The sequence below is a fragment of the Ligilactobacillus apodemi DSM 16634 = JCM 16172 genome, from assembly GCF_001434405.1.
In the GTDB taxonomy this organism is placed as follows: domain Bacteria; phylum Bacillota; class Bacilli; order Lactobacillales; family Lactobacillaceae; genus Ligilactobacillus; species Ligilactobacillus apodemi.
The window spans coordinates 102030-123444 of record NZ_AZFT01000053.1 but is presented as its reverse complement, the minus strand read 5'-3'; the positions used below and the strand labels follow the sequence as shown (position 1 = coordinate 123444).

The window sequence follows — 21415 nt, the reverse complement described above, 5'->3', positions numbered from 1 at the left end:
GGATCTTATCTTTCAAAAATTGTAAATAATCCTTGGCTAACATTTAATTCACCTCTGAATTGTAACTTTAACTGTTACATCGAGTGTAACTTATATTTTTAAATTAGTCAATCTAGTGAACTAAAAAATCTCCCATTACTTTCATAATTATTGGGCTGTTAATAAGTCATGGTAAATCTGTTGATCTTCATCTTTAAACACATTGAAGACAATTTGAAGCTCACTATCTGTTTGTGCCAAAAAATCTGTGACAGTTTCAACTGCAATCTGAGCCGCACGTTCATTAGGGAAATGAAATTCTCCGGTTGAAATACAACAAAAGGCCAAACTCTTCAAATCATTATCGGCAGCTAATTTCAAACAATTTTGATAGGCTGCCTTTAAAAGTTGCTCGTGTTCAGGCGTCAGCTCACCATTTTTTACATACGGCCCCGCCACGTGTAAAACATAGTTACTAGGTAAGTTGTAGGCTTTAGTCGGTAGCACCTGTCCAACCTTAACGAAACGACCAACATTTTTCATGACCGCATAACACTCATTTCTAAGTTGGATCCCAGCAAAAGTGTGGATCGCATTATCGATACAATTACAATTAGGCCGATAACAACCTAACATCATTTGATTAGCAGCGTTCACGATCGCCTCTACTGCTAAAGTGGTAATATCACCTTGCCATAAGTATATTTGCTTAGCAATTGGCGTTAACTCTGTTAGTTTGGTGACCTTTTTTTGCGCTAATAACTCGGTCAAATACTCATCTTGGATTTTTTCAAATTCAGGTGTTATCGGACGCGCCAACCGAGTATTAACTAAAGCTCGTAACATTTTTTCTTGTGCTTGTTTTGATTCTGGTATCGCAAATTTAGCAGTCCGCGGATTCTCATTTAATAAACTTTGAATCAGATACCTTCTTCGTGTTGCTTGCTCCATGATCCCATTCCCCTAATTATTTTTTAGCCCTATGTTTAACCAATATTATCGGACTTATTAAAGTAAGGCTATTGTATCATAATCATCTTTGGGTACGCTTTTTTTCTTGTTGAAATACGACTGACATTAAAAGAATGGCAATTATTACTAATCCACTTGCGGCTAGCGCTGTTTGGAGCAAGCCAACATAAGTGATCACTAATCCACCCACATAAGATCCTAAAACGATCCCCAAGCTAAAAGCTGAAATATTTAGGGCTGATGCGATCGCAGTTGCTTTTGGAGCATATGTTTGTGCCAAAATCAGGATATATGATTGTAAGATCGGCACACTCATGAAGGCTAATAAACCTAAAATAACAATGTTTAGTAACGCTAACCACAAGCTTTTAGCAGTGAAATAAAAACTAAAGAGTGCCAAGGCTTGTAAGCTAAAAATTGTTAGTAGGACCTTCAACGGCGCTACATCCCCTAATTTTCCCCCTAAACTATTACCAATAGCGATCGCAATGCCATAAATAACTAAAACGAGACTGATATATTGCGTTGGTACATGGGTCGTTTGCGCTAAAATAGGTGACAAATAAGTAAAAGTCGCAAATGTACCACCATAACCTAGAATCGTTACTAACAATACTAATAAAATATGGGGTTTGGTAAAAATACTTAATTGCTCTGTTATTTTTATCTTAGAGTTATTGCTATTTGATGGTAAAACCACAGCATTTAAGAACAAAGCGACTGTCCCTAAGATTGCAATGATAAAAAAGGAAATACGCCAACTCATAAAATCACTGAGTAGCGTCCCTAAAGGTGCTCCAAAAGCTGTTGCTACCGTAAAGCCCGAAAAAATCAGCGCAATCGCCCAAGCTTGTTTCGCTTTTCCTACAAGACTAGCAGCAATAAGCGCACTCAAAGCAAACAATAAGCCATGAGCTGCCCCAGCAATAAAGCGCCCGGCCAATACTAATGAAAAAATAGGTGCAAAACTGATCAAGACATGACCCAAGACAAACGCTAGTAATGCTCCTAAAATGACTTTTTTCTGTTCAAAGCCACTCGTCACAAGCGTTAGAACCGGCGCCCCTAGTGCTACTCCTAGGGCATACATCGTTGTGATCAACCCTGCTGTACTGGTTGAGATCTGGAACTCCTGTGCTATGGCAGGCAAAACTCCTACACTAATAAATTCTGTTACTCCGACCGCAAAAAAAGTCGTCGCTAAAGCGAACAATGCTAACTTAACTTTTGATGATCTCATCATACTTAACCTCACTTCTGTAAAATTACAGAAATGAGTATATATGATACAATAACTAAAAGTAAGTAGGCACATTTTTGTACTCTACATACATTTAAGTAACATTTTTGCACTGAAAGGAATTCTACTAACCAATGGCTGAAAAAATTTATCACTTAGCAGTTGATGTCACCTTAAAGAGTATTTCTGGTAAATGGAAAACTGCTATTCTATGTAATTTGGGGACTAAACCAATGCGTACAGGTGAATTAAAACGCCAATTACCAGGAATAAGCCAGCGAATTTTAACCAAACAACTTAAAGAATTAGTCGAAAACGACATTATTTGTCGCAAAGTTTATCCCCAAACGCCACCTCAAGTAGAATATTCGTTGACTGCACATGGAAAAAGTTTACGTGAGATTTTATTACTGATGTCTAAATGGGGCGAAAAACAAGTTGCTAAACAAAACAAGCAAGGAAAACCAACTAAAATCCTTGACCACAATTTAACTGGTTTTGAAAAAATGTAAATTAAAAATCCGCCAAATAGCGGATTTTTTGTTTTCCCACAAACATTACAGACGATAACTACTGCGTACCAAAGAAAAATTAGTCATAATAAGCAAACTCAAAATACCAATGCCAGTATAGATCGTCATTTGATCATAAAAGGCTTGTGATTTCCAAAAAGTTAGCAGCATTGTCGTTTGCAGAGAATATAGCGAAATCAGTGAGACACTGAAAGATAAATACGTATCAGCCTTTAGAAGATAAGCTTGGCTTTTACGATTCGTAATGAAATTTTTTAGTGCCACGATCACATTATAAAAGGTAAACGCGGCGATCGTGATCGTTTCAACTTCGGTTAAGGTTTGGATCTTTTTACTGTACAAGGTCACAAAAATCAAACCAATAAAGAACAGCAAAAAGGTAAGGTAAAACCGGCTAAGAAATAATGCCAAGTAGTAGCTGGCTAATAAAATAAACCAGATGCTTTGTGACTTTATCCCTAACCACAATTCAAAGCCCACATAGCCCGCATTGATCAAACTACTAGATACTAGTGAAATCATGCGGAAAAGCTCTTGATATTCTTTTAATTTTAACAAGTAGTAGTTTGTTTTAAATAAGTGATTGATATATCTTACCAGCCAAATAACATCTATCCCCCCGATCACCCCAGCCAAAATCATCATAGCTGTTTTTAAAGTTGCTTGCCTCCAGTCATCAATAAAAATAATATACTGGATCGCCAGTAAAATTAGATTTAAACCAATTAGTAGGCTCCTTTTTTGCAAAACCCCCCCATAAACTATTTGTTACAAAAAAACATAGTAACAAAATGTTATTATGCTGATTGTATCAGTTCTTCTTTTAATCGTGTGATTTTTTTAGTCGTTCTTTTGCTTCTTCAACCGTTTCATTTTCATGTTTGAAAAACTTATCGATGAATTTATCAGAGATATCATCATATGTTTCAACGGCTTTTTGTTCTACCTTTTTAAAGCTATCGACTGCTCCTTCTTCTACTTTCTTGTATCCAGTTGTGACCTTTTTAGCAATTTTTTCGTTTTCTTCACGTAATGACATCTTAAATCCTCCTATAAAATTTGATTGGTTTAAGCATAATATGCCATACCGCACTTGCACACAACAAAAAAGCCAAAAGTTGTTGGGTTTAATTGGTTACATGATAAAAGGTACATTTCTGTAAAATGTCCGCAATCTCTGCCTCACTTTCTTTAAAACTATTTCGACTCCATTTGCGGATCACTGTCCGTGTTCCAGCTAAATAAAAAGCCGTCATATACTCAACTTGTGTCTTATCATTGATTCCATGCTCTAAATATAAAGGTTTAAAAATATTTTCCACTAAACTCTCAAACGCAGCCCGATGATTATATTCCTTCGCATGTTCATTATAAACCGAGTATAAACGATGGTACTTTTTGACAAATTCTAAATATGGAATAAGAACTTGTTTTGAAAATGGATGAGCATCTATTTTAGGAATATTTGCCCGAAATAGTTCCACTAAATAAGTATGGGAATCCTCCAACAATTCCATCTGATTACTATAGTAACTGTAAAAAGTCGAGCGATTCACCCCTGCTTCACGGCAAATATCAGTGATCGAAAGTTCTTCAAAAGCTTTTTCATCCATTAAATAAATCAAAGCTTGACATAATTTTTCTTTAGCACTCAAAGCAAAGTATCCTTTCGTTTTTGCTGTGTTAAATAATAATCAAGATAACGTAAATAATTTCTTTCAAAATTATCTGGTAGATCATCATACGAAAAAAAGCCCAATTGTAGCGTTTCATCTTGATCTGGGATGATCTTTCCGTGGTAGGCCAACACTTGGTATAGTGTCGTTACCATATACAATTCATCTTGATTGGCTAACTTTAAATGCGCAAAATCACCAGAAAACGTATGGAGTTGCTTTAAATCAGTTACTACTAAACCAGTTTCTTCTTTTACTTCTCTGATTGCGGTCTCTTCTAAAGTCTCGCCGATTTCCAAAAGTCCACCTGGCAACCCCCACTTTCCCGAAGAACGCTGTTGCAATAGAATTTGTCCGCGATCATTTTCTAAAATAACACAGGCACCGGCTAACATTAATAAATCATGGCCGATCTTAGTTCGAATTTGTTTAACATATTCCGGAACACTCATCTTTTTACTTCCTTACCTTCATGATCTATCAAAATTATACCATGTAACGCCACCTAAACTTATTTTCTGCTTTTTTGCCAGTACAAAGCAGCACCAAAGAGAACTGTCATTGCATTGAGCCCAATTCCTAGATTAACGACATTATTATAAAATTAAAGATGCTAAAAATCCGACCGCTCATCCGATGCCAACTTATTTACGGGATGAGCATTACAAAGGTGCTGCTAAATTACGTGGCGCAGGCTTAAAGCTCGATGCTTTTAGCCAACCACACCAAATCGCCAAGCAAGCCTATTTACCCCAAGATCTGATCGGGCATCATTACTTTGTCCCCCGAAACACCAGTAATGAATTGCAACTTTATAAGCACTATCGGGCTTTGTTTGAATACATTTATCAACGTAAATTTGAAGAATAGTCAAAAGAACCTCCCAAGTTAGCATTTTCAGCCAACTTAAGAGGTTCTTGTTATTTCCAAAATAAATCATTTAAAGTTACATCAAGCTCTTTACAGATACTGATACATAAATTGATCGTTGGGTTGTAATCACCCTTTTCAATTGCCGAGATCGTTTGCCTTGAAACACCAACTTTATCAGCTAATGCTTGTTGTGAAAGGTCTTTACCTGCACGAGCTGCTTTTAATTTTAAATTCTTCACTTTTCTGCTTCTGCTCTCTTGTCTAAATAATTGCGTAAAAATATTGCTATACTGATAATACAGGCTGAAATAGCCCCTATGCTTAAAGAAATTTCGACTGGTAAACTAGCTTCTCCACCTAAAAGGCTGAAACGATCGATCACGACGATCAATGCTTGCATAAAGGCTAAAATTAACATATGAATGCCAAAAACTTCCCCATGCTTTACTGTAAAAGGAAAATATGCATGTTTCCAGATCGAATATACCGACTGAACTATTATACCACTCCAAAGACTCAAGGTTGCTAGAATTATCGTTGGCATTTTAGGGATCTCTTCAAAAAAGCTAGCCATCATGACCACTATATTTATAAAAAAGACTACGTAAAAAGCATACATATAACTGCGATTTGAGATCAATTCTTGGCGTTCATCGTATTTATTTTCATCTTTTGATAATAAGACTACTAACAGCACCACTGCTCCGATAATAACGGGAACTATTGCTAATAACATTTCAACACCTCCTTTTTATGTCTTTATAGTAATCTAAATCGCACTTTATGTCAAATATATTTAACATAAAGAATTTGTGAATTGCATAAATAAAAAAGAGCACCAATATTTGCGCTCTTTTTTCACAAATAATTACCAAAAACTATCGAAATCATCGCCATCTAGATCATTATCGGAAAGAATTGATTCCATAAACAAAATAATGATATCTTGTAAAATATCTAATGAGCTGGCTAGTAAAATGCTAACTAAACAAAGTCCCCCGACCTTCTTAGCTTCGGGATAAAGATTCATCGCAATATTTGCGTCATAGATCAAATAGCCTAAAAAGATTACGACCGTAGCATAATACGACAGACTGCTTACAAAAGATAAATGTAAAAAATTTGAACTTAATAACGTGGCTAAAATTACACTTACTAGCCCAAAACCTAAAATTGAACCCCACGATGAAAGATCTTTTTTAAAGAGCATCCCGATCGAACAAAATATCAAGGTCAACACTGTTACTTGTAACGCTGCTGGAATAATCACTTGTGGAAATGCAATCATTATCATTCCTAAAGGTAGTCCCCAAACAAATAAACTAATGAAATAAAAAACGATCGATCTGACTGGCCTGATCACTGCATTTCGTCGACAGATCACTACCGGTATAATAGTAGCTATTATAATTAAAATCGTCCTAATAAAACCACGATAGGCTTTAGCATATGTTACTAAGATTTTTATGTACAATGCGTTGTCAAGCAACAGATAATTCATCACTAACAGTCCGACAAAACTTAAAATCGCAACAGTTACTGTCAAATAACCATATCTTAACTTTGCCAAATAATCCTCATCTGTCCACAATACTTTTGCACGTCTTGGTGCTTCATTACTCTTTTCCATGATATTTCTCCCTTTTTATTAGTCATGTTTTCATCACTTGTGTTTTTTTCGATCAAAACACCATGTTCTTTTAATTCTTTAAGCAAATAACGCATTGCCCATTTGCGGTATTTTACAAATAAGAAAATCGCGATCAGTAATGGCGAAAGTGCCAATAAACCATAGATAACTCCCCGTCTATCACCAACCAAATTCATGACCACATTAGCTAAACCACCACCGGCTAGCAAGATTCCAAAACACAACCAAATTACAATGTATGGACTGTCCCATGCATATTTATTTTTCCTCATAACTTAGTGCAACCAAAACTATGCATCTTATTTTTCGTTAACTATCTGTAATAAACCTTTGCGACGTAATACCCATAAAACATATTTAAATATCCATTTGCGGTACTTAACTATTACCCAAAGTGCCATTACTGGAGGGGCAAATATGCAGAGCGCATATATTACACCTTTTCTATCACCAACAAGCTCAACTACAAAATTTCCCATTCCGATGCCCAATAACATTATTCCAAGCCATAGCGTCACAAGCATTACTCGTAGGAAACTTGAAACCGCCAGCTCAACATTTTCTCCCTTTACTATCATTTCCTCTGGATGCTTTACTATTCGAAAACGATAAAATATTAGTAATATTAGACCTCCTACTATTAGAGGCACTGATAGCCCACTGCTGTTCCTAAACTTCCCCAAACATCATATTTAGTTGTCCCATCATACATATATTGTCCAAGTACAGCAGCATTCAACCCGGATAATATTATCATTGTTGCTGTATAAATCGCTGCCCATCCAAAATTTGTTTTTCCATTGTAGCCTTGAACACCGAAGATTAACGTAATAAATAACATTATCAAACTAAACCAAATTGCTCCATATGGATATTTTCCCCATGTTTCTATTGCCATTTCTATTCTTCATCCCCAAAATTTAAAATGTATTCTTTTCTAATCACTGTTATCCTCATTTGTCACTTGCAACAAACCTTTACGTCGCAATACTCACACAATATATTTGAAAATCCATTTGCGATACTTAGCCATTATCCAAAATACTAGTATAATTGGACTAAAACTCAATAATACATAAAATATTCCATTTCTATCCCCTATCATTTCAGAAGCTACATTTCCCATTCCGATGCCAAACATCATTAGCCCGAACCACAACATTATAAACATTCCATTTAACATATCTGAACCTGTTACTTCCACATCACCCCCTTTTACAGATACTTCATTAGGATGACTAACCACCCGATAGCGATAAAATACCAGTAGTATCAAACCACTGAATATCATATTTTTCTGTCTCATCATACATATACTGTCCTAAAATAACTGCATTGAAGCCAGACAATACAATTATTGTTGCTGTATGAGTAGCAGCCCACCAAAAATTTGCCTTTCCATTATATCCTTGAACACCAAAGATCAATGTAATAAATAACATTATCAAGCTTAACCAAATTGCTCCATATGGGTCTTTTCCCCAAGTTTCTATTGCCATATTTACTCTTCCTACTATATTTGAGATATTAAGAAACTACTTATTTTGTCTATCATTTGTTTCAGCTACTTGCAGTAATCCTTTACGGCGTAACACCCACACAATATATTTGAAAATCCATTTGCGATACTTTGTTACTAGCCAAATTGCTACTATCGGTGGCATTAATCCTATAATTCCATAGATAACTCCTCTTTTATCCCCTACAAGTGCCATAATAATGTACATTGAGCCAATTCCTGCAGATAACAAATCAGAAAACATGAACCATATTATTCCCCCTAATAAATAATTCTTACTTATTTCTAAATTTGCACCTTTAACTACTATTTCTCCTGGATATTTGATAACTCTATAGCGATAAAAAATTATTAATATAAAACCACTTATTAACAACGGCAATGATAATCCTAATACTGTTCCAATGCTTCCCCAAAAATCATATTTTGCTGTTTCATCATACACTGTCTGTCCTAAAGCAACTCCATTTAATAATGCTAAACTATTTATAATTACACTGTATCCTGTAGCACCAAGCTTGGTTACCTTACCGTTATAACCTCTAACACCAAAGATTAATACCATCATTAAAGCACCTAAACATAACCAAATTACGATATACGAACTATTCCATGTTTCTATTGCCATTTCTGTTCTTCCACCAATTTAGTCTAAATTTCTTTTTCACTACTACTTTTTTCATCTTCAACCTGCAATAATCCTTTACGACGTAACACCCAAACAATATATTTAAATATCCATTTACGGTATTTTGCTATCAGCCAAAAAGATACAGCAATCGGTATTAATACTGTGCTTGCAATTAGAAAACCTTCTCTGTCACCAACAAGCGCCATTACAACATACGCTATGCCTACGCCGCCTAACAACAATCCTCCCCACAAAAAAGTGGATAGTCCACTTAATAAATACGACCTGCTTACTATTAAATCTTTTCCTTTAACTACTACTTCTTCGGGATGTTTTACTACTCGATAGCGATAAAATATTAATAAAATCAACACACTTACTAATAATGGTACTGATAGACCCAAAGCCGTCCCTAAACTCCCCCAAACATCATATTTAACTTTTTCATCATACATATACTGTCCTAAAGTCGCACCATTTAGTATTGATAAAGCACCAACAAACATAGTATACCCTGCAGCTCCTAATTTTCTTACTTTGCCATTGTAACCTCTAACTCCATAAGTCAATACCGTCAATAAAATACCAAAACATAACCAAATTACAATATTCAGGTTATCCCATGTTTCTATTGCCATACTCCATATTCTCCTTCTTATTTTTTTACCATTTGTAGAGTTCCGTGACATCCCTAACTAAATCAATAACATTATCTACTTCTGCTCCCCAACTTGCATCACTAAATTGATTTCTAAGCAGTACTCTATTTTTAATTTGTTTAGCTACCTTTCCCCCTGTAAAACTATCTTTCACTACTCCTGCCGAAACGTTAATTGTGGTCTTAATTGGTCTAGCAATTGCATTACCTATGGCCCTATTAGTCATTTTATATTTAACACTACTTGTATCATTACCTACTAAAGAGTTTGTTATATTCGTTGCTACAGGTGTAACCACTGCATCTTTTACACTAGCAAATGTTGCTTGCTTAATTGATATTTATTGGCTATGTCTATATTAGTTTCTATTGCCCGTCTATCAAGATTCAACGCACTCACCACTTCTTTTACCGTATTTCCAATAACCTTACTATCACCAGTAAAATTAAATAGGTTAAGAAAATTTTTAGCACTCATAGAATCCTTTATAACTTGCTTACTATTTTGCAGTAATGGCTTAGTCTTTATTCCATTACTTACTAAATGTCCTTCTTTTGCTAAAGTCTTAAACGCACCTTGTGATCCGGCTACGCTACCTGCTAAATTTAAAAGTGCATACGTATTTTCTGACATTTCTCTATTCATTCCTGATTTCATAAAAAGCCATTTCAGAGCGTTGTCACCATATTTTTTTCCAGATTTCATCTTCGTATAGTCTTCATACAAAGTTATACCATCTAAAACGGCACCGAATAGGAGTAGTGCTGGAACAGCTATTCCACCAGTTATCGCAGTTATACCAAAGCCTAATAAAATAAACGTTCCATCAACTATGAGTTCCGTTTTTCCATCGTGCATATTCTGTTCTTTTTCCAAGCGCTCTAAATAGTGCTTGTAAGTTGTTTTGGCAGCATTTAGTTGTTGTTCTGCGTTTTTGACTAAGTCACGGTCACGATAGCTGTTGTTTTGTAAAGTAGTGATAACTTGTTGTGTCTTGCCACTGATCTTTTCTGCAAAGGCTCCTTTTTGATAACCTGTGAACTGAGGCAACGTTTGATTGCTATATTGTGAAATCAAACAACTGATCGCATTTATCATGTCATCTAGTTCAGCAAATTTCTGAACTTGTTCTGCTTCATAAGTTTGCCAGCTTTGTTTTTGCTTTTTGATGCCTGTCTTTATGCTATCTAACGAATCATCTACTTTTGTTTTGACTCCATTAGCTTGTTGGACATATATCCCACTATCAACGATATCGCTGACACTTCGCGTGATCTGGTTAAACTGCTTGATCTTTATTGCCACATCCGTGCGGTAGCTATCGACTTGACGGTTGATTGCTTCATAATCGGCAGTAGCTAAGTAAAAATCATCGCCACCTTGATCGACTCCAGTATATGAAGCAAAATAAAGTTTCACTAAATCGCCAAACCGCTGCATCAGTTGTTCCAGCATTGTCTGCAGACCATTGCTATGAACTTCACTGATGTAATTTGCGATTCCATCGGCAGCATTCCCAGTTAATCCACCTTTACTGTGTGCAAAAGCATTCATACTCTTTTGGGCTTTGTTTAACAGCTCTTTTCGACTTGCTAGACCTTTATCAGTCGCTACTGTGAAGCTATATAGCTCCATATAATTCATCTTTGTCACTTAATTCATCTCCGTCCCATTTGTTCATCTAGTTCACGCATATTTTGTGCTACTTTTTCGATTCTTTTTGCATCATTTCTTACCAACGAGCCATAACGTTGTAACAAGTTGTTGATTTGCGTGTGCTTTTCACGGATCTTTTTTGGTGTTGGAGTATCAATACTACTGTCTGGTTGACGTAAGCCATCTTGTTTACCGGTGATCGCATTACCTGCATTACTGATTTAGCTCACGTTGCGGGTGACCTCACCTGTATTTACACTGATTTTTGCCATTTGATTGTGCCCCCTATGTGATCCAATAACTCTTCTTTTCTGATTTCAAACGACTGATCGTATTGCTGTAATCTTCAAAGGCATCCCCCATTAAAGATGAAAAGCCATCGATATCATCTTTGACATAGCCGACTTTTTGCTGATGTTCACGGTAAACATTTCCCCGCCACACATTTTCACCACCATGCTGTATCTTGTCGATTTTTAGCCCATCTAACTCGGCTTGGACTGCCGTTAGCCGATTTATTGCTTGTTTTAATTTTTCAATTTTTCGTTCAATTGCTGCATTATGCTGATGAACAGCTGCGTTATGTGCAGCAACCTTAGCCATGCGTTCAACCAGCGCTTCTTCTGGAGTCATTTTATCTACTCTCCTTCATCAAAGTTTGCCGACAAGCCACTAAAAGGATCGGCTGGATTGGTAGCACCATTTTCAGGTGTTACTTTATTTGCATATGGATCGACTTTTTCAATCGCTTCATTGATCTCTTCAACGATCAATTCATCGTCTGCATCCGCATAGCCCACTGCAATAACTTTATAGACATCGGCGCTATTAAAATACACTAATTGTCCGTCAATCAAGCCCTCTGGATATAAGACTGCTCCATATTCAAAAAATTAGGCATCATTTTCTGTTTCATCCGTTGGAACATAGACTGCACGTTGCGCGATCATTACTTTTTTGATCGAACCATTTAAAATAACCACTGTTCCTAATAGTAAAAAATCTACTTTCTCCATTACTATGACCTTCTTTCTTTATGCCTCTCCTGCCAAGCGGATCTTGGTATGCTTTGTTCCTTGCGCTTCAAAGAAATAAGCTTCATTAGCTGGTAAATTTTTCTCTAATGATGAGCCCATAGCTTTAAGCGTATCGGTATCAGTCACCCTAGCTGTGACTACTCCGGCAGTAATATTTTTGCGGAATTCTTGAACATTTAGATCAAATCCCTTTTCAAGATAATTAATGCTGTCTGAAATAATAATGTATAAGCCTGCACGCCAAGCTTGCTTTAATGTCAAAATAAAGTTGTCGCTCGTCAGGCCACTCTTTTCAAAAAATAAGCGCAAATTAGGGATATACATAAATACGTGCGCCCCACTTTTTCTACTACCGGCTAATTTCACATAATCAGCTAACAAAAGTTTTAAGCGTTCAGTGTCTGTTCGTTCTGCGGTGTACACTTCATCAAAGAAAGCATAACTATCCGCATAAACTTGCTCTTCAAAATCGACTAAAATCGTCTTAGCTTTAGTTTTTCTCAACGAGAACATCAAGTTGTCATCTAACATTTGCCGTTGTTCTTCTGTCCCATAGATCATGGTAAAGAAGTGATGTTTTGATGGAACAAATCCTTTGAGCGCTGTTGTTTGAATATCAAATGCCAACGGAAGCTCATCTTGTTCAAGTAACTCACTGACTTCAAAGCAACTTTCCAAGTAGTCTGTTGCAAATTGAAGAGGCAACATCGGAATCGGTGCGGGGCGTTCCCCAGTCCAAGCTGCATCCATCTTTTCAGTCAGCAACACGATATTTTTGACGATGCTTAAAGAATCATCCCCTGAGATCGGCTGATATGTTTGAAAAGCATCTACTGTATCATCGATCTCTAACTGACCTCGTCCTGGAAGTGGTGGGATCTGTAGTCGTTTTCTCCCTAGCACTTCGATCAAATCGTCGTTATTGACCAAATAAAGTAAAAGCGTTTTGGCGATATTTGATCTCATGCCTAAACGATAGGCTGATATTTGGTTGGAACTCATCACTAAAAGCACCCCTAAAGCTGCCCCTTCACGTAAGATGCGATTTATCGTGCTATCAACGGTTTCCCTTTCATCTTCAATGATCGTGTCATAAGCATCGATCACGTTGACGATAACTGCCAACGTTTGTTTAGTCATCGCTTCATACTGTTCCAAATTGACTACACCATGTTCTTGGAACAATGCCTTTCGTTTTTCTAGAGTTTCTAAGATCCGCTGCAACATCTTAAAGAATTTTTCTCTTTCATCTAAGCGCACATGATCGGCAACATGAGGTAATTTTCTAAGCGGTAATAAGCCGTTATTGCCAAAATCAAGTAAATTAAATTGAACTTGTGTGGGTGAATTATAGCGTGCTAAATTAAGCACCAAAGTTTGTAACGCAGTCGACTTACCATACCCTGAACTCCCTAACAAAACTGCAGGCGTAAATTTTTCTAAATCAAATAACAATTCTTTTTGGGCTTGTTTTTCAGGAATATCTAACATGCCAAATGGGACCACCATGCGTCTAGGTTTTTGCCATTCGTTTTCCCAAGCAACTTCAGGAGCCACGATTTGTGGTAAAAGATCGGGCAACCATGGTTTTGTTGGTAAATTCAGGTCATTTTCTTTTGTCGTTTGGGCGATCTCATCCACTACTACTTCTAGTTCAGTCTGGTTCTCCTCGTATTCAGCTTGAACGATCTCCGCTGCCGACAGATCGGTCGTCAACAACTCCGCTTGCCCTAAGTGATTGATCAACCAGATGCGATCATCTACTTTAGCAGTTGCTTTGGCTTCAGCGGGCTCATACTTAGCCCCACTATAGGCTGTTTGGAAGAGTTCATAGATTTCATTTTAACGATCTCTAAAACTTGATCAAGGTATTCTTGTTGTCTCGTGGCGTTTAGATTTTGACTAAGTTCGTTTAACTCCTTGATCTCAGCTGGAGTTTTACTTGTAGTTGCTAATTGCCCAGTTGCTTCACCCAAAGCGTTGACTTGTTCACTTAGCTTTTCATACTGAGCGACTAATTGGTCAGCATATTTTTCGACTTCTGGCGTTAACTCCGTACTCTTAGTTGCCACTGCCGCCAATGATTCTGGTAAAGCTGTGATCTGACTTTGAGTTTAGTTGGCTAAAAAGTCCGCTAAACTACTTTGACTTTGCCCATAAACTGCCTTTATTTCATGCGCTAAAGCAATCGTTTGAGCAACATTTTGGTTGAGTTTGGTACTATCCGTTTGTGAAACCAATTCAAATTTTCCGGTACTTTGAACTTGATCATCTACACTCCATTTATATTCAGTGGAAGCATCGACTTGATAATCGACATTAAAACTGATTGCTACATTTTTAGCTGTAGTTGTTGGTTGTGTTTCAGTTGATTCTTCACTCTTAGCTGAAGACGAAGCTGACGCTGATTCTGAAGTCGCCGATTCGCTAGTTGCTTGACTTTCACTGGAAGTTGCTTCACTTGGCGACTCTTCTGTAGTTTCAACTTGCGCTTCACTTGAAGTAGTCTCTTTAGTGTTAGCCGTTGGGGTCGTCTTGGCATTTTTAGCAGTCGAACTTGGTGCTGTGAATCTAACTGTTAATTGATTATTCTTGAATGCTGAAACTACTACATTTTGATACCCAGCCGTTGTTAAAGCTTGAGTGATTTGGGCGGGTTCAACTTTTCCGGTTACCTTATCACCATTTAACTTGATCGTATTTGTCTGTCCGACGGTTAAATTTAGCGTGACAGTTCCCGTATAGGTATCTTGTTGTGAATTTTTTTCTAAATAGGTGACTTTTTGGGTGCCATAAGCACTATCTAGATTTTTAGCATATTTGGTCAAGATCTTGACTGCAGCTTGATATTGAGCCTTATCTTGGCTATTCCACAGATCTTTGGTCAATTCACTATCATTGGTCAAATCTTCTGCCAATGGCAAGTTAGCTAAACTTTGCTTCATTTGAGCAGCAAAGTTTTTTAAGACTTGAGTATTAGCACTACTATCACCAGTCAACTTAGCTTTAAGTGCGGCTAAATTCTCAGCTTGGGAAGTTTTAGTTAAGCCATATTCGGTCTCTAACTGTTGCTGTAAAGTCCGTAAGACTTGATATTGTTCACTTAATTGTTGTAACTGACCTTCAAGTGATGCTTGGTTAGCTTGAGTATCTTTTAGGAAAGAACTAGTAGTATCACTTAGCGATGAGATCAACGAGCCATTTTCTAAATAATTGCCGACTGCTAATTGATAAGTGCTCGTTTGACTATTTAATGCATCATAGCGCTGAAGTTGTTTAGTCAATTCTTCGTTCAACGCAGTATTTGCATCATCACCACTAGCTAAACCTTGATTCAAATCTTGTAATAATGAGCGAACATTGTTGCTAAAATCCTGGGTCATTTGACTATCCGTTAGTGGATCTTGATCTAAAATGTTTGCTGTACTAAACAACGAACTAAATTGGTCATTTAATCCTTGGAATGGTTGTTGAACTTGACTAGCTAAATCATTTACTTGGCTTGTTTGGCGGTTAGCGACCGTCCCCATCGCAAATTGGGCACTCCGTAAATTGCCGACTAAACTAGTAAAATACATCCGCACGACGCGGTTATTGAAATAATTGATCATACTGTCGACATTGCGCCCGACGGCTTGATTGGTGACCTCATTTTGTTCTTTGCGAACGCGATAACTGATCCCAGCTTGCTTTGGTGCAGTACTTTGAAGCGCTAAGATCCGTGAAGAAAAGTTTTCAGGAATAACGACTTCAACGTCATAAGTCCCATTTTTGATCCCTGCTTCGGCCATATCATATGATGCAGTTTGCCACTCATGTTTTGTATCCCTAGAAACAAGTTTGATAAAGTCGCCCCCTAAGTTATACGTTTTTCCGTTAAAGGTCGCCCCATTATCTTCATTGACCAAAACGTAGCGAACTTTATTATTTATCTGCGCATTTTCATCATGGCGAATGATATTTTTATTCCCTATTCCTAGCCATACTAAGCTGAGCAATAAAATCGTCCCTAAAAGACTGATCAAAGCTAGCCCCAAATCTCGCTTAGTTGTTATTTTCTTCATCTTTACATCACCTTTTTTCTTTGCATTACCTAAAAAAGACCCTCAACTTTTAAATTGAGGGTCTCACTGACTATTAGCTTAAACCAAAAGCACTACGATCTTCGTTATCACGTTGTTCAACAGTATTAGCATACGATTCGAGCTGACGATCGATTTGTTCTAGCAGCTGTGTCATTTGTGTAACATTCCCCTTCAATTGCTCAAATTGTTGGAGATAAGCTTGAAAAGCTTGTCCACGCCATTCATTTGCCATATTGTTATTTTCGCTTTGGACACGTTGCATTTGTTGTTGGATCTCTTGTGCAGCGTGGATGTACACCTTAGCTGAAGCCCGTAACTGTTCTGGAGTAACGGAAATTGCGCTCATATAAAAACCACCTTTAATTAAATTTAACAACCGATTTTTAACGCTAAATTAATATATTAACAAGCCATTTTTAATGATGTATATTATACTTTTTAATTTTTATAAAAAATGAATTAAGTCTATCATTACTTTATTCCTTAATCTAATTTAACTTAAAAAAGTCCAAGCGCTAAACCCTAATATTAAAAAAATTAATGCCAATTTCATATCTAAACATCAAAATTTAATAATTATAGTTTTTTCACTTTTTACTTCTGTTACAAAAATATTTCATTTTAAAAAAAACAAAAAAGCCCTGGCTTTCAACCAAGACTTTGAAAATCTATTACCCCCTTAAACTTTAGCTAAGTTGGTTTAAATTTGCTTTAAACCAAGCATGAAAACGACTCCATTTTGAATCGCTCGTGGTAAAATGTACTTAAATTATATTAGAAAGGTAGGTAACACGAGTGGACGACCCTTATCCGTCTCGCGCTATTTTTGTACGCTTAAATAAGGTTCCTTTTGTCTTTCGCAGATAGTTGTAAGTTTATCACTTAACAACTAAAGATGATCAAAGAAAGGAAAGATATAACATGAAACCTTATCAAAAAAATTTAGTAGAATTACTCCAAGATTATGAGCAAGAGGACCCACTTCAGGGACTTTCAACCAAGACAGCAACTAAAAGAGCAGCCAGCGAGGGACCTAATGCCCTAGTTGCTAAAAAAACACCTAAATGGCGCTTATTTATCCGTCAATTCAACAACATGATCATCTATATCTTGTTGTTTGCAGCCCTATTAACTCTTTTTTTAGGTCACTATACTGACGCACTTGTCATCAGCGTGGTAATCATCGCTAATGCTGTGATCGGTTATTATCAAGAAGCAAATGCTGCCGATGCTTTGGCCAAAATCAAAGACTTATTGGCAACTAACGCTACAGTCTATCGCGATGGCATCCGTCAAGATATTGCTGCGACTAAGTTAGTTCGTGGTGATGTAGTCTTTTTAGAAGCTGGTGACCAAGTCTCTGCTGATCTGCGTTTATTAAAAACAGCGGACCTTAGAATCGAAGAAGCTACTTTGACCGGTGAAGCTGATGCAGTGACTAAACACGCCGAACCACTAGAAGAGGCTGACTTACCTTTAGCTGAACAGACAAATATGGCATTTTCTTCCACTACAGTTGTTAATGGTTCTGGCTTAGGGATAGTCGTAGCAACGGGGCAAAAAACTGAATTAGGTAAGATCTCAACTGCTGTCGCTACCGCTAAAACGCGCCCTACCCCATTAGTCAAGGAGATCAACGCCTTAGGCAAGACCGTTTCCATCTGTGTTTTAGGCGCGGCGGTCTTACTGTTTATCTTGGGCATGCTCTTTGAGACCTATTCGCTACCAGTTTTAACTTTAGCGATCGTAACAATGATCGTGGGCTCGATCCCCGAAGGACTACCAGCTACCACTTCGGTCATTTTAGCTTTAGGCGTTGCTGATTTAGCTAAAAATAAAAATGCGATCGTAAAATCACTACCTTCTGCCGAAACATTAGGTGCAGTCGACGTGATCGCAACCGACAAAACTGGGACTTTGACTAAAAACGAAATGACCGTCACCGATATTTACTTTGATGAACGTCATTTTTCCGTCAGTGGTAGCGGTTATGCGCCAACTGGGGCACTATTTATTAATAGAAAACCTACTAATGAACGGGAAGCTAAACTAAAAGAACTACTCTTAGCGGGATATTTTGCAAATGATACAACGCTCACACAAAATGATGATATTTGGACGATCAACGGTGAACCAACCGATGGAGCTTTCCTAACCGTTTATCATAAATTGATGCCTACTAAAGAACAGATCAACTTAGAAAAACTCGCTCTCTTACCGTTTGATTCGTTTCATCGTTACATGGCAAGCCTCGTAAAGCTTCCAAATGGTACTCAAAAGATCTATCTAAAAGGGGCGCCTGACAAGGTATTCAACTTTGCTCAGCAACAAGATCAAAGCTTCAACCGTTCGTTTTGGCAAGCAAAAGCTGATCAGTTAGCTAAGCAAGGTAAACGTGTCGTTGCTTTAGGGGTGATCAAACCAACTGAACAACTCACCAAACTAACACATGAACACCTTCAAAGTGGTTTTTCGTTCCTAGGCTTAGTTGGGATCATTGACCCACCACGTCCTGAAGTCATCGCAGCTTTACGCGAAATGAACAAGGCCAAAGTTGAAGTTAAAATGATCACTGGGGATGCCCCACTGACCGCAGCAGCAATCGGGCGGCAATTAGGTTTGGCTCCTGGAGAATTACAAACGATCACTGGCCCTATTTGGGATCAACTGACCCCTGAACAAAAAGTTGAAGCTGCCGTCAAAAATCAAATTTTTGCGCGGACAACGCCAGAAAATAAATTAGAGATCATCGAAGCTTTACAACAAAAAGGCAAGATCACTGCGATGACCGGTGACGGTGTCAATGATGCACCAGCATTGAAAAAAGCTGATATTGGAGTTGCTATGGGGATCAAAGGTACCGATGCCGCTAAAGAAGCTGCTGACATGATCTTAACTGACGATAACTTTGCAACTTTAGCTACAGCGATCAAAGAAGGACGTCGGATATATGATAATATCAAAAAGAGCATTCTCTTCTTATTACCAACGTCATTTGCTGAAGGGTTGATCATCTTTTTAACGCTCCTCTTTGATCAAGAAATGCCGTTACAAGCGACCCAACTGCTTTGGATCAACCTAGTCTCGGCGATCACGATCCAATTTGCTTTTATTTTTGAACCTGGTGCCAGCGACTTGATGAAACGCCCACCACGTAAGAGCAACCACCAGCTGATCTCTGGCCGTGAAATGCTTCAATTAGGCTATGTTTCACTATTGATCGCTTTAGTAGGATTGGGTGCTTATGAACTACTGATCGCCACTGGTGCAACTACCGCTTTAGCAAGCACCGCCATGGTCAACATTATCGTCTTTAGCAAAATTTTTTACTTGTTCAATATTCGCACTGCAGAATCGGCCTTTTCCCGAGCTTCATTTACAAACAAAAAGGCTTTTGGGATCATCTTGCTGATGATTGGATTGCAACTGGGCTTGACCTACCTACCATTCATGCAAAATGCCTTTAGTACCACTGCAATGCAATTAGGTGAATGGAGTTTGACGATCATCTGTGGTTTTAGCATCTTAGCGGTGACTGAGTTGGATAAATTCTTCAAACTACGCTTAGCCCACATTAAAAATTAATCTATCTCCCGTGCCAGCAAAATGGGCGCGGGAGTTTTTGTTTGTTCTACTAAAAAAATCAACCATCACGTTTCAAAAACATGATGGTTGACTAGATATTATTTCCAAAATAGATCGTTTAAGGTTACATCAAGTTCTTTACAAATACTGATGCAAAGTTTGATCGTTGGGTTATAATCACCCTTTTCGATTGCCGAGATCGTTTGGCGTGAAACACCTACCCGCTCAGCTAAAGCTTGTTGCGAAAGATCTTTACCCGCTCGAGCTGCTTTTAACTTTAAATTTTTCATCTGCCTTCATCTTCCTTACGGTCAAGATGATTACGCAACATGATCGTTGCTCCCACGATTATTAAGAAAATCCCTAAAAATAGCATATATACGCTTTGGGAGTGTGTGAAATGTTCATCAAAAAAGCCCAATCGATCACCAAACACACTAAAAAAATTAAGAATCCCAATAACTAAGAAGCCCCAACCAGTTGCGTTACTATTTTTAACTTTAACTGAAAAATAAGCATTACGCCAGATAGTGTATAGAGCAAATACTAGTGTTCCAAACCAAATATTTAGCAAAGCAAGGTCCATTTTTGATATTTGAAAAATATTGCTGTATCTCCCCATTAAGTAAATCACCACATTTAATAACATGATTGCAAGAAAAGCATATTTATATCCCTTATTTGCGATCAATTCTTGACGTTCATCCCGCTCACCTGCATTTTTTGTCACCACTAACCAATACCCAATAGCTAGTAAAGCAATTAAAAATAATAACCCTATCAAATCCACTAGAGTTCACCTTCTTTAGCTTTATCTAAATAGTTACGTAACATGATCGTTGCCCCCATACTTAAACAGCTAAAACCGACAATGCCTAGACTGATTCCTTCTACAATTTCTGGCTTATCTCCCCACAGCCCTAAATAATCAATGACACCAAGTGCTACATTGACGATTCCTGTTACAATCATTAAAACTGCAAAGCCACTAGTTTCTTTAGCTCTAAACGAAAAAATGCATGTTGCCAAATACCATAAAGTGCAAATATTAGAACTCCACTCCAAATACTTATTGCTGACGTGAACATTACTGGCAATCTTAAAAAAACTATCCCCGAAGCTCAGAACATAAAAAAACATATTCAAAACAATCACAGTGGTCAAGGCATACTTACTACCACGATTCATAACAAGTTCTTGCCGTTCATCATACTCTTTAACCTTTCGCGCAGAGAGCAGCAAAACTACCATTATCAATAAAATAAAAATTGCAACTATTGTGGCTAACATAATGTATCTCCTCCTTTTTCTACACCCTA

General features: G+C 37.5%; 30 protein-coding genes and 1 pseudogene. 3 read left to right on the top strand and 28 right to left on the bottom strand.

Annotated features, from left to right (window positions below):
• Positions 1 to 147: 147 nt before the first annotated feature.
• Both FC32_RS05895 and FC32_RS05890 read right to left on the bottom strand, forming a co-directional pair.
• Positions 148 to 930 carry a protein-ADP-ribose hydrolase gene (locus tag FC32_RS05895; RefSeq protein ID WP_025086567.1) on the bottom strand — a complete coding sequence of 261 codons (783 nt, stop codon included), beginning with the start codon at positions 928 to 930 and terminating at the stop codon, positions 148 to 150.
• An 82-nt stretch (positions 931 to 1012) separates the two neighbouring features.
• Complete coding sequence (locus FC32_RS05890; RefSeq protein ID WP_056957319.1) at positions 1013 to 2194, bottom strand: MFS transporter; 1182 nt, start codon at positions 2192 to 2194, stop codon at positions 1013 to 1015.
• A gap of 131 nt (positions 2195 to 2325) precedes the next feature.
• Between FC32_RS05890 and FC32_RS05885 the strand changes: the two genes are divergently transcribed.
• Entirely contained in the window at positions 2326 to 2703 is a 378-nt protein-coding gene (locus FC32_RS05885; protein ID WP_025086566.1) for a winged helix-turn-helix transcriptional regulator, read from the top strand.
• Between the two features lie 45 nt (positions 2704 to 2748).
• On the opposite strand, the gene FC32_RS05880 is transcribed toward FC32_RS05885, so the two are convergent.
• The 4 genes from FC32_RS05880 to FC32_RS05865 form a co-directional block, all read right to left on the bottom strand.
• Complete coding sequence (locus tag FC32_RS05880) at positions 2749 to 3471, bottom strand: hypothetical protein (protein WP_156399009.1); 723 nt, start codon at positions 3469 to 3471, stop codon at positions 2749 to 2751.
• A gap of 76 nt (positions 3472 to 3547) precedes the next feature.
• The gene (locus tag FC32_RS05875) at positions 3548 to 3763 is read right to left on the bottom strand and encodes a hypothetical protein (RefSeq protein ID WP_025086564.1); all 216 of its coding nucleotides are present in this window, start codon (positions 3761 to 3763) and stop codon (positions 3548 to 3550) included.
• An 88-nt stretch (positions 3764 to 3851) separates the two neighbouring features.
• The gene (locus FC32_RS05870; RefSeq protein WP_025086563.1) at positions 3852 to 4379 is read right to left on the bottom strand and encodes a TetR/AcrR family transcriptional regulator; all 528 of its coding nucleotides are present in this window, start codon (positions 4377 to 4379) and stop codon (positions 3852 to 3854) included.
• Positions 4376 to 4852: an NUDIX hydrolase gene (locus FC32_RS05865; protein ID WP_025086562.1), complete on the bottom strand. Its 477-nt coding sequence runs from the start codon at positions 4850 to 4852 to the stop codon at positions 4376 to 4378. Before FC32_RS05865 ends, FC32_RS05870 begins: the two co-directional genes overlap by 4 nt.
• A 151-nt stretch (positions 4853 to 5003) precedes the next feature.
• Between FC32_RS05865 and FC32_RS05860 the strand changes: the two genes are divergently transcribed.
• Positions 5004 to 5270: an AAA family ATPase gene (locus FC32_RS05860; protein ID WP_268870005.1), complete on the top strand. Its 267-nt coding sequence runs from the start codon at positions 5004 to 5006 to the stop codon at positions 5268 to 5270.
• 50 nt (positions 5271 to 5320) lie between these two features.
• Here the strand turns inward: FC32_RS05860 and FC32_RS05855 are convergent, their stop codons facing one another.
• The 19 genes and pseudogenes from FC32_RS05855 to FC32_RS05770 form a co-directional block, all read right to left on the bottom strand.
• Positions 5321 to 5512, bottom strand: a complete 192-nt coding sequence (locus FC32_RS05855; protein ID WP_025086560.1) for a helix-turn-helix transcriptional regulator — start codon at positions 5510 to 5512, stop codon at positions 5321 to 5323.
• Positions 5509 to 6009, bottom strand: a complete 501-nt coding sequence (locus FC32_RS05850; RefSeq protein ID WP_025086559.1) for a hypothetical protein — start codon at positions 6007 to 6009, stop codon at positions 5509 to 5511. The genes FC32_RS05855 and FC32_RS05850 overlap by 4 nt, the downstream gene beginning before the upstream one ends.
• A gap of 132 nt (positions 6010 to 6141) precedes the next feature.
• Positions 6142 to 6903 (bottom strand): Bax inhibitor-1 family protein, encoded by a 762-nt coding sequence (locus tag FC32_RS05845; protein ID WP_081780034.1) that lies wholly within the window; start codon positions 6901 to 6903, stop codon positions 6142 to 6144.
• Positions 6831 to 7196, bottom strand: coding sequence for a hypothetical protein (locus tag FC32_RS05840; protein ID WP_035459503.1), 366 nt, complete (start codon positions 7194 to 7196; stop codon positions 6831 to 6833). Before FC32_RS05840 ends, FC32_RS05845 begins: the two co-directional genes overlap by 73 nt.
• Before the next feature lie 27 nt (positions 7197 to 7223).
• Positions 7224 to 7574, bottom strand: coding sequence for a hypothetical protein (locus FC32_RS10980; protein ID WP_025086556.1), 351 nt, complete (start codon positions 7572 to 7574; stop codon positions 7224 to 7226).
• Positions 7565 to 7822 (bottom strand): hypothetical protein, encoded by a 258-nt coding sequence (locus FC32_RS10975; RefSeq protein ID WP_025086555.1) that lies wholly within the window; start codon positions 7820 to 7822, stop codon positions 7565 to 7567. Before FC32_RS10975 ends, FC32_RS10980 begins: the two co-directional genes overlap by 10 nt.
• Before the next feature lie 340 nt (positions 7823 to 8162).
• On the bottom strand, positions 8163 to 8423 hold the full coding sequence (locus FC32_RS10970) for a hypothetical protein (protein ID WP_025086553.1): 261 nt from the start codon (positions 8421 to 8423) through the stop codon (positions 8163 to 8165).
• 36 nt (positions 8424 to 8459) lie between these two features.
• Positions 8460 to 9071, bottom strand: coding sequence for a hypothetical protein (locus FC32_RS05815; RefSeq protein WP_025086552.1), 612 nt, complete (start codon positions 9069 to 9071; stop codon positions 8460 to 8462).
• Between the two features lie 23 nt (positions 9072 to 9094).
• Positions 9095 to 9712 (bottom strand): hypothetical protein, encoded by a 618-nt coding sequence (locus tag FC32_RS05810; RefSeq protein WP_025086551.1) that lies wholly within the window; start codon positions 9710 to 9712, stop codon positions 9095 to 9097.
• A 25-nt stretch (positions 9713 to 9737) separates the two neighbouring features.
• Positions 9738 to 10031 carry a hypothetical protein gene (locus tag FC32_RS05805; RefSeq protein ID WP_025086550.1) on the bottom strand — a complete coding sequence of 98 codons (294 nt, stop codon included), beginning with the start codon at positions 10029 to 10031 and terminating at the stop codon, positions 9738 to 9740.
• An 8-nt stretch (positions 10032 to 10039) separates the two neighbouring features.
• Positions 10040 to 11377, bottom strand: coding sequence for a T7SS effector LXG polymorphic toxin (locus tag FC32_RS05800; protein WP_235722445.1), 1338 nt, complete (start codon positions 11375 to 11377; stop codon positions 10040 to 10042).
• A 14-nt stretch (positions 11378 to 11391) separates the two neighbouring features.
• The gene (locus FC32_RS11115) at positions 11392 to 11523 is read right to left on the bottom strand and encodes a hypothetical protein (protein WP_369384538.1); all 132 of its coding nucleotides are present in this window, start codon (positions 11521 to 11523) and stop codon (positions 11392 to 11394) included.
• A 151-nt stretch (positions 11524 to 11674) separates the two neighbouring features.
• A complete protein-coding gene (locus FC32_RS05795; protein WP_025086548.1) occupies positions 11675 to 12022 on the bottom strand; it encodes a hypothetical protein in 348 nt (115 codons plus the stop codon).
• A 5-nt stretch (positions 12023 to 12027) separates the two neighbouring features.
• A pseudogene (locus tag FC32_RS05790) lies at positions 12028 to 12267 on the bottom strand (DUF4176 domain-containing protein); the annotation flags it as partial.
• 15 nt (positions 12268 to 12282) lie between these two features.
• On the bottom strand, positions 12283 to 12405 hold the full coding sequence (locus tag FC32_RS10965) for a DUF4176 domain-containing protein (protein ID WP_162150516.1): 123 nt from the start codon (positions 12403 to 12405) through the stop codon (positions 12283 to 12285).
• 18 nt (positions 12406 to 12423) lie between these two features.
• A complete protein-coding gene (locus FC32_RS05785; protein WP_025086547.1) occupies positions 12424 to 14172 on the bottom strand; it encodes an FtsK/SpoIIIE domain-containing protein in 1749 nt (582 codons plus the stop codon).
• 14 nt (positions 14173 to 14186) lie between these two features.
• Positions 14187 to 14498 carry a hypothetical protein gene (locus FC32_RS05780; protein ID WP_025086546.1) on the bottom strand — a complete coding sequence of 104 codons (312 nt, stop codon included), beginning with the start codon at positions 14496 to 14498 and terminating at the stop codon, positions 14187 to 14189.
• A gap of 42 nt (positions 14499 to 14540) precedes the next feature.
• Entirely contained in the window at positions 14541 to 16490 is a 1950-nt protein-coding gene (gene esaA / locus FC32_RS05775; RefSeq protein ID WP_025086545.1) for a type VII secretion protein EsaA, read from the bottom strand.
• 73 nt (positions 16491 to 16563) lie between these two features.
• A complete protein-coding gene (locus FC32_RS05770; RefSeq protein WP_025086544.1) occupies positions 16564 to 16857 on the bottom strand; it encodes a WXG100 family type VII secretion target in 294 nt (97 codons plus the stop codon).
• 575 nt (positions 16858 to 17432) lie between these two features.
• Between FC32_RS05770 and FC32_RS05765 the strand changes: the two genes are divergently transcribed.
• A complete protein-coding gene (locus FC32_RS05765) occupies positions 17433 to 20096 on the top strand; it encodes an HAD-IC family P-type ATPase (RefSeq protein WP_056957317.1) in 2664 nt (887 codons plus the stop codon).
• Positions 20097 to 20194: 98 nt separating this feature from the next.
• Here the strand turns inward: FC32_RS05765 and FC32_RS05760 are convergent, their stop codons facing one another.
• Genes FC32_RS05760 through FC32_RS05750 form a run of 3 tightly spaced genes read right to left on the bottom strand, consistent with a single transcriptional unit; the run spans position 20195 to position 21386 of the window.
• On the bottom strand, positions 20195 to 20386 hold the full coding sequence (locus FC32_RS05760) for a helix-turn-helix transcriptional regulator (RefSeq protein WP_025086543.1): 192 nt from the start codon (positions 20384 to 20386) through the stop codon (positions 20195 to 20197).
• Complete coding sequence (locus tag FC32_RS05755; protein WP_025086542.1) at positions 20383 to 20886, bottom strand: hypothetical protein; 504 nt, start codon at positions 20884 to 20886, stop codon at positions 20383 to 20385. Before FC32_RS05755 ends, FC32_RS05760 begins: the two co-directional genes overlap by 4 nt.
• Positions 20886 to 21386 (bottom strand): hypothetical protein, encoded by a 501-nt coding sequence (locus tag FC32_RS05750; protein WP_025086541.1) that lies wholly within the window; start codon positions 21384 to 21386, stop codon positions 20886 to 20888. Before FC32_RS05750 ends, FC32_RS05755 begins: the two co-directional genes overlap by 1 nt.
• Positions 21387 to 21415: the final 29 nt, after the last annotated feature.

Bases quoted from the DNA above. Each gene is read 5' to 3' on its own strand.
- FC32_RS05895 (WP_025086567.1), bottom strand. From the start codon at position 930: ATGGAGCAAGCAACACGAAGAAGGTATCTGATTCAAAGTTTATTAAAT.
- FC32_RS05890 (WP_056957319.1), bottom strand. From the start codon at position 2,194: ATGATGAGATCATCAAAAGTTAAGTTAGCATTGTTCGCTTTAGCGACG.
- FC32_RS05885 (WP_025086566.1), top strand. From the start codon at position 2,326: ATGGCTGAAAAAATTTATCACTTAGCAGTTGATGTCACCTTAAAGAGT.
- FC32_RS05875 (WP_025086564.1), bottom strand. From the start codon at position 3,763: ATGTCATTACGTGAAGAAAACGAAAAAATTGCTAAAAAGGTCACAACT.
- FC32_RS05865 (WP_025086562.1), bottom strand. From the start codon at position 4,852: ATGAGTGTTCCGGAATATGTTAAACAAATTCGAACTAAGATCGGCCAT.
- FC32_RS05850 (WP_025086559.1), bottom strand. From the start codon at position 6,009: ATGTTATTAGCAATAGTTCCCGTTATTATCGGAGCAGTGGTGCTGTTA.
- FC32_RS05845 (WP_081780034.1), bottom strand. From the start codon at position 6,903: ATGGAAAAGAGTAATGAAGCACCAAGACGTGCAAAAGTATTGTGGACA.
- FC32_RS05840 (WP_035459503.1), bottom strand. From the start codon at position 7,196: ATGAGGAAAAATAAATATGCATGGGACAGTCCATACATTGTAATTTGG.
- FC32_RS10975 (WP_025086555.1), bottom strand. From the start codon at position 7,822: ATGGCAATAGAAACATGGGGAAAATATCCATATGGAGCAATTTGGTTT.
- FC32_RS10970 (WP_025086553.1), bottom strand. From the start codon at position 8,423: ATGGCAATAGAAACTTGGGGAAAAGACCCATATGGAGCAATTTGGTTA.
- FC32_RS05815 (WP_025086552.1), bottom strand. From the start codon at position 9,071: ATGGCAATAGAAACATGGAATAGTTCGTATATCGTAATTTGGTTATGT.
- FC32_RS05810 (WP_025086551.1), bottom strand. From the start codon at position 9,712: ATGGCAATAGAAACATGGGATAACCTGAATATTGTAATTTGGTTATGT.
- FC32_RS05800 (WP_235722445.1), bottom strand. From the start codon at position 11,377: ATGAATTATATGGAGCTATATAGCTTCACAGTAGCGACTGATAAAGGT.
- FC32_RS05795 (WP_025086548.1), bottom strand. From the start codon at position 12,022: ATGACTCCAGAAGAAGCGCTGGTTGAACGCATGGCTAAGGTTGCTGCA.
- FC32_RS10965 (WP_162150516.1), bottom strand. From the start codon at position 12,405: ATGGAGAAAGTAGATTTTTTACTATTAGGAACAGTGGTTATTTTAAAT.
- esaA (WP_025086545.1), bottom strand. From the start codon at position 16,490: ATGAAGAAAATAACAACTAAGCGAGATTTGGGGCTAGCTTTGATCAGT.
- FC32_RS05770 (WP_025086544.1), bottom strand. From the start codon at position 16,857: ATGAGCGCAATTTCCGTTACTCCAGAACAGTTACGGGCTTCAGCTAAG.
- FC32_RS05765 (WP_056957317.1), top strand. From the start codon at position 17,433: ATGAAACCTTATCAAAAAAATTTAGTAGAATTACTCCAAGATTATGAG.
- FC32_RS05760 (WP_025086543.1), bottom strand. From the start codon at position 20,386: ATGAAAAATTTAAAGTTAAAAGCAGCTCGAGCGGGTAAAGATCTTTCG.
- FC32_RS05750 (WP_025086541.1), bottom strand. From the start codon at position 21,386: ATGTTAGCCACAATAGTTGCAATTTTTATTTTATTGATAATGGTAGTT.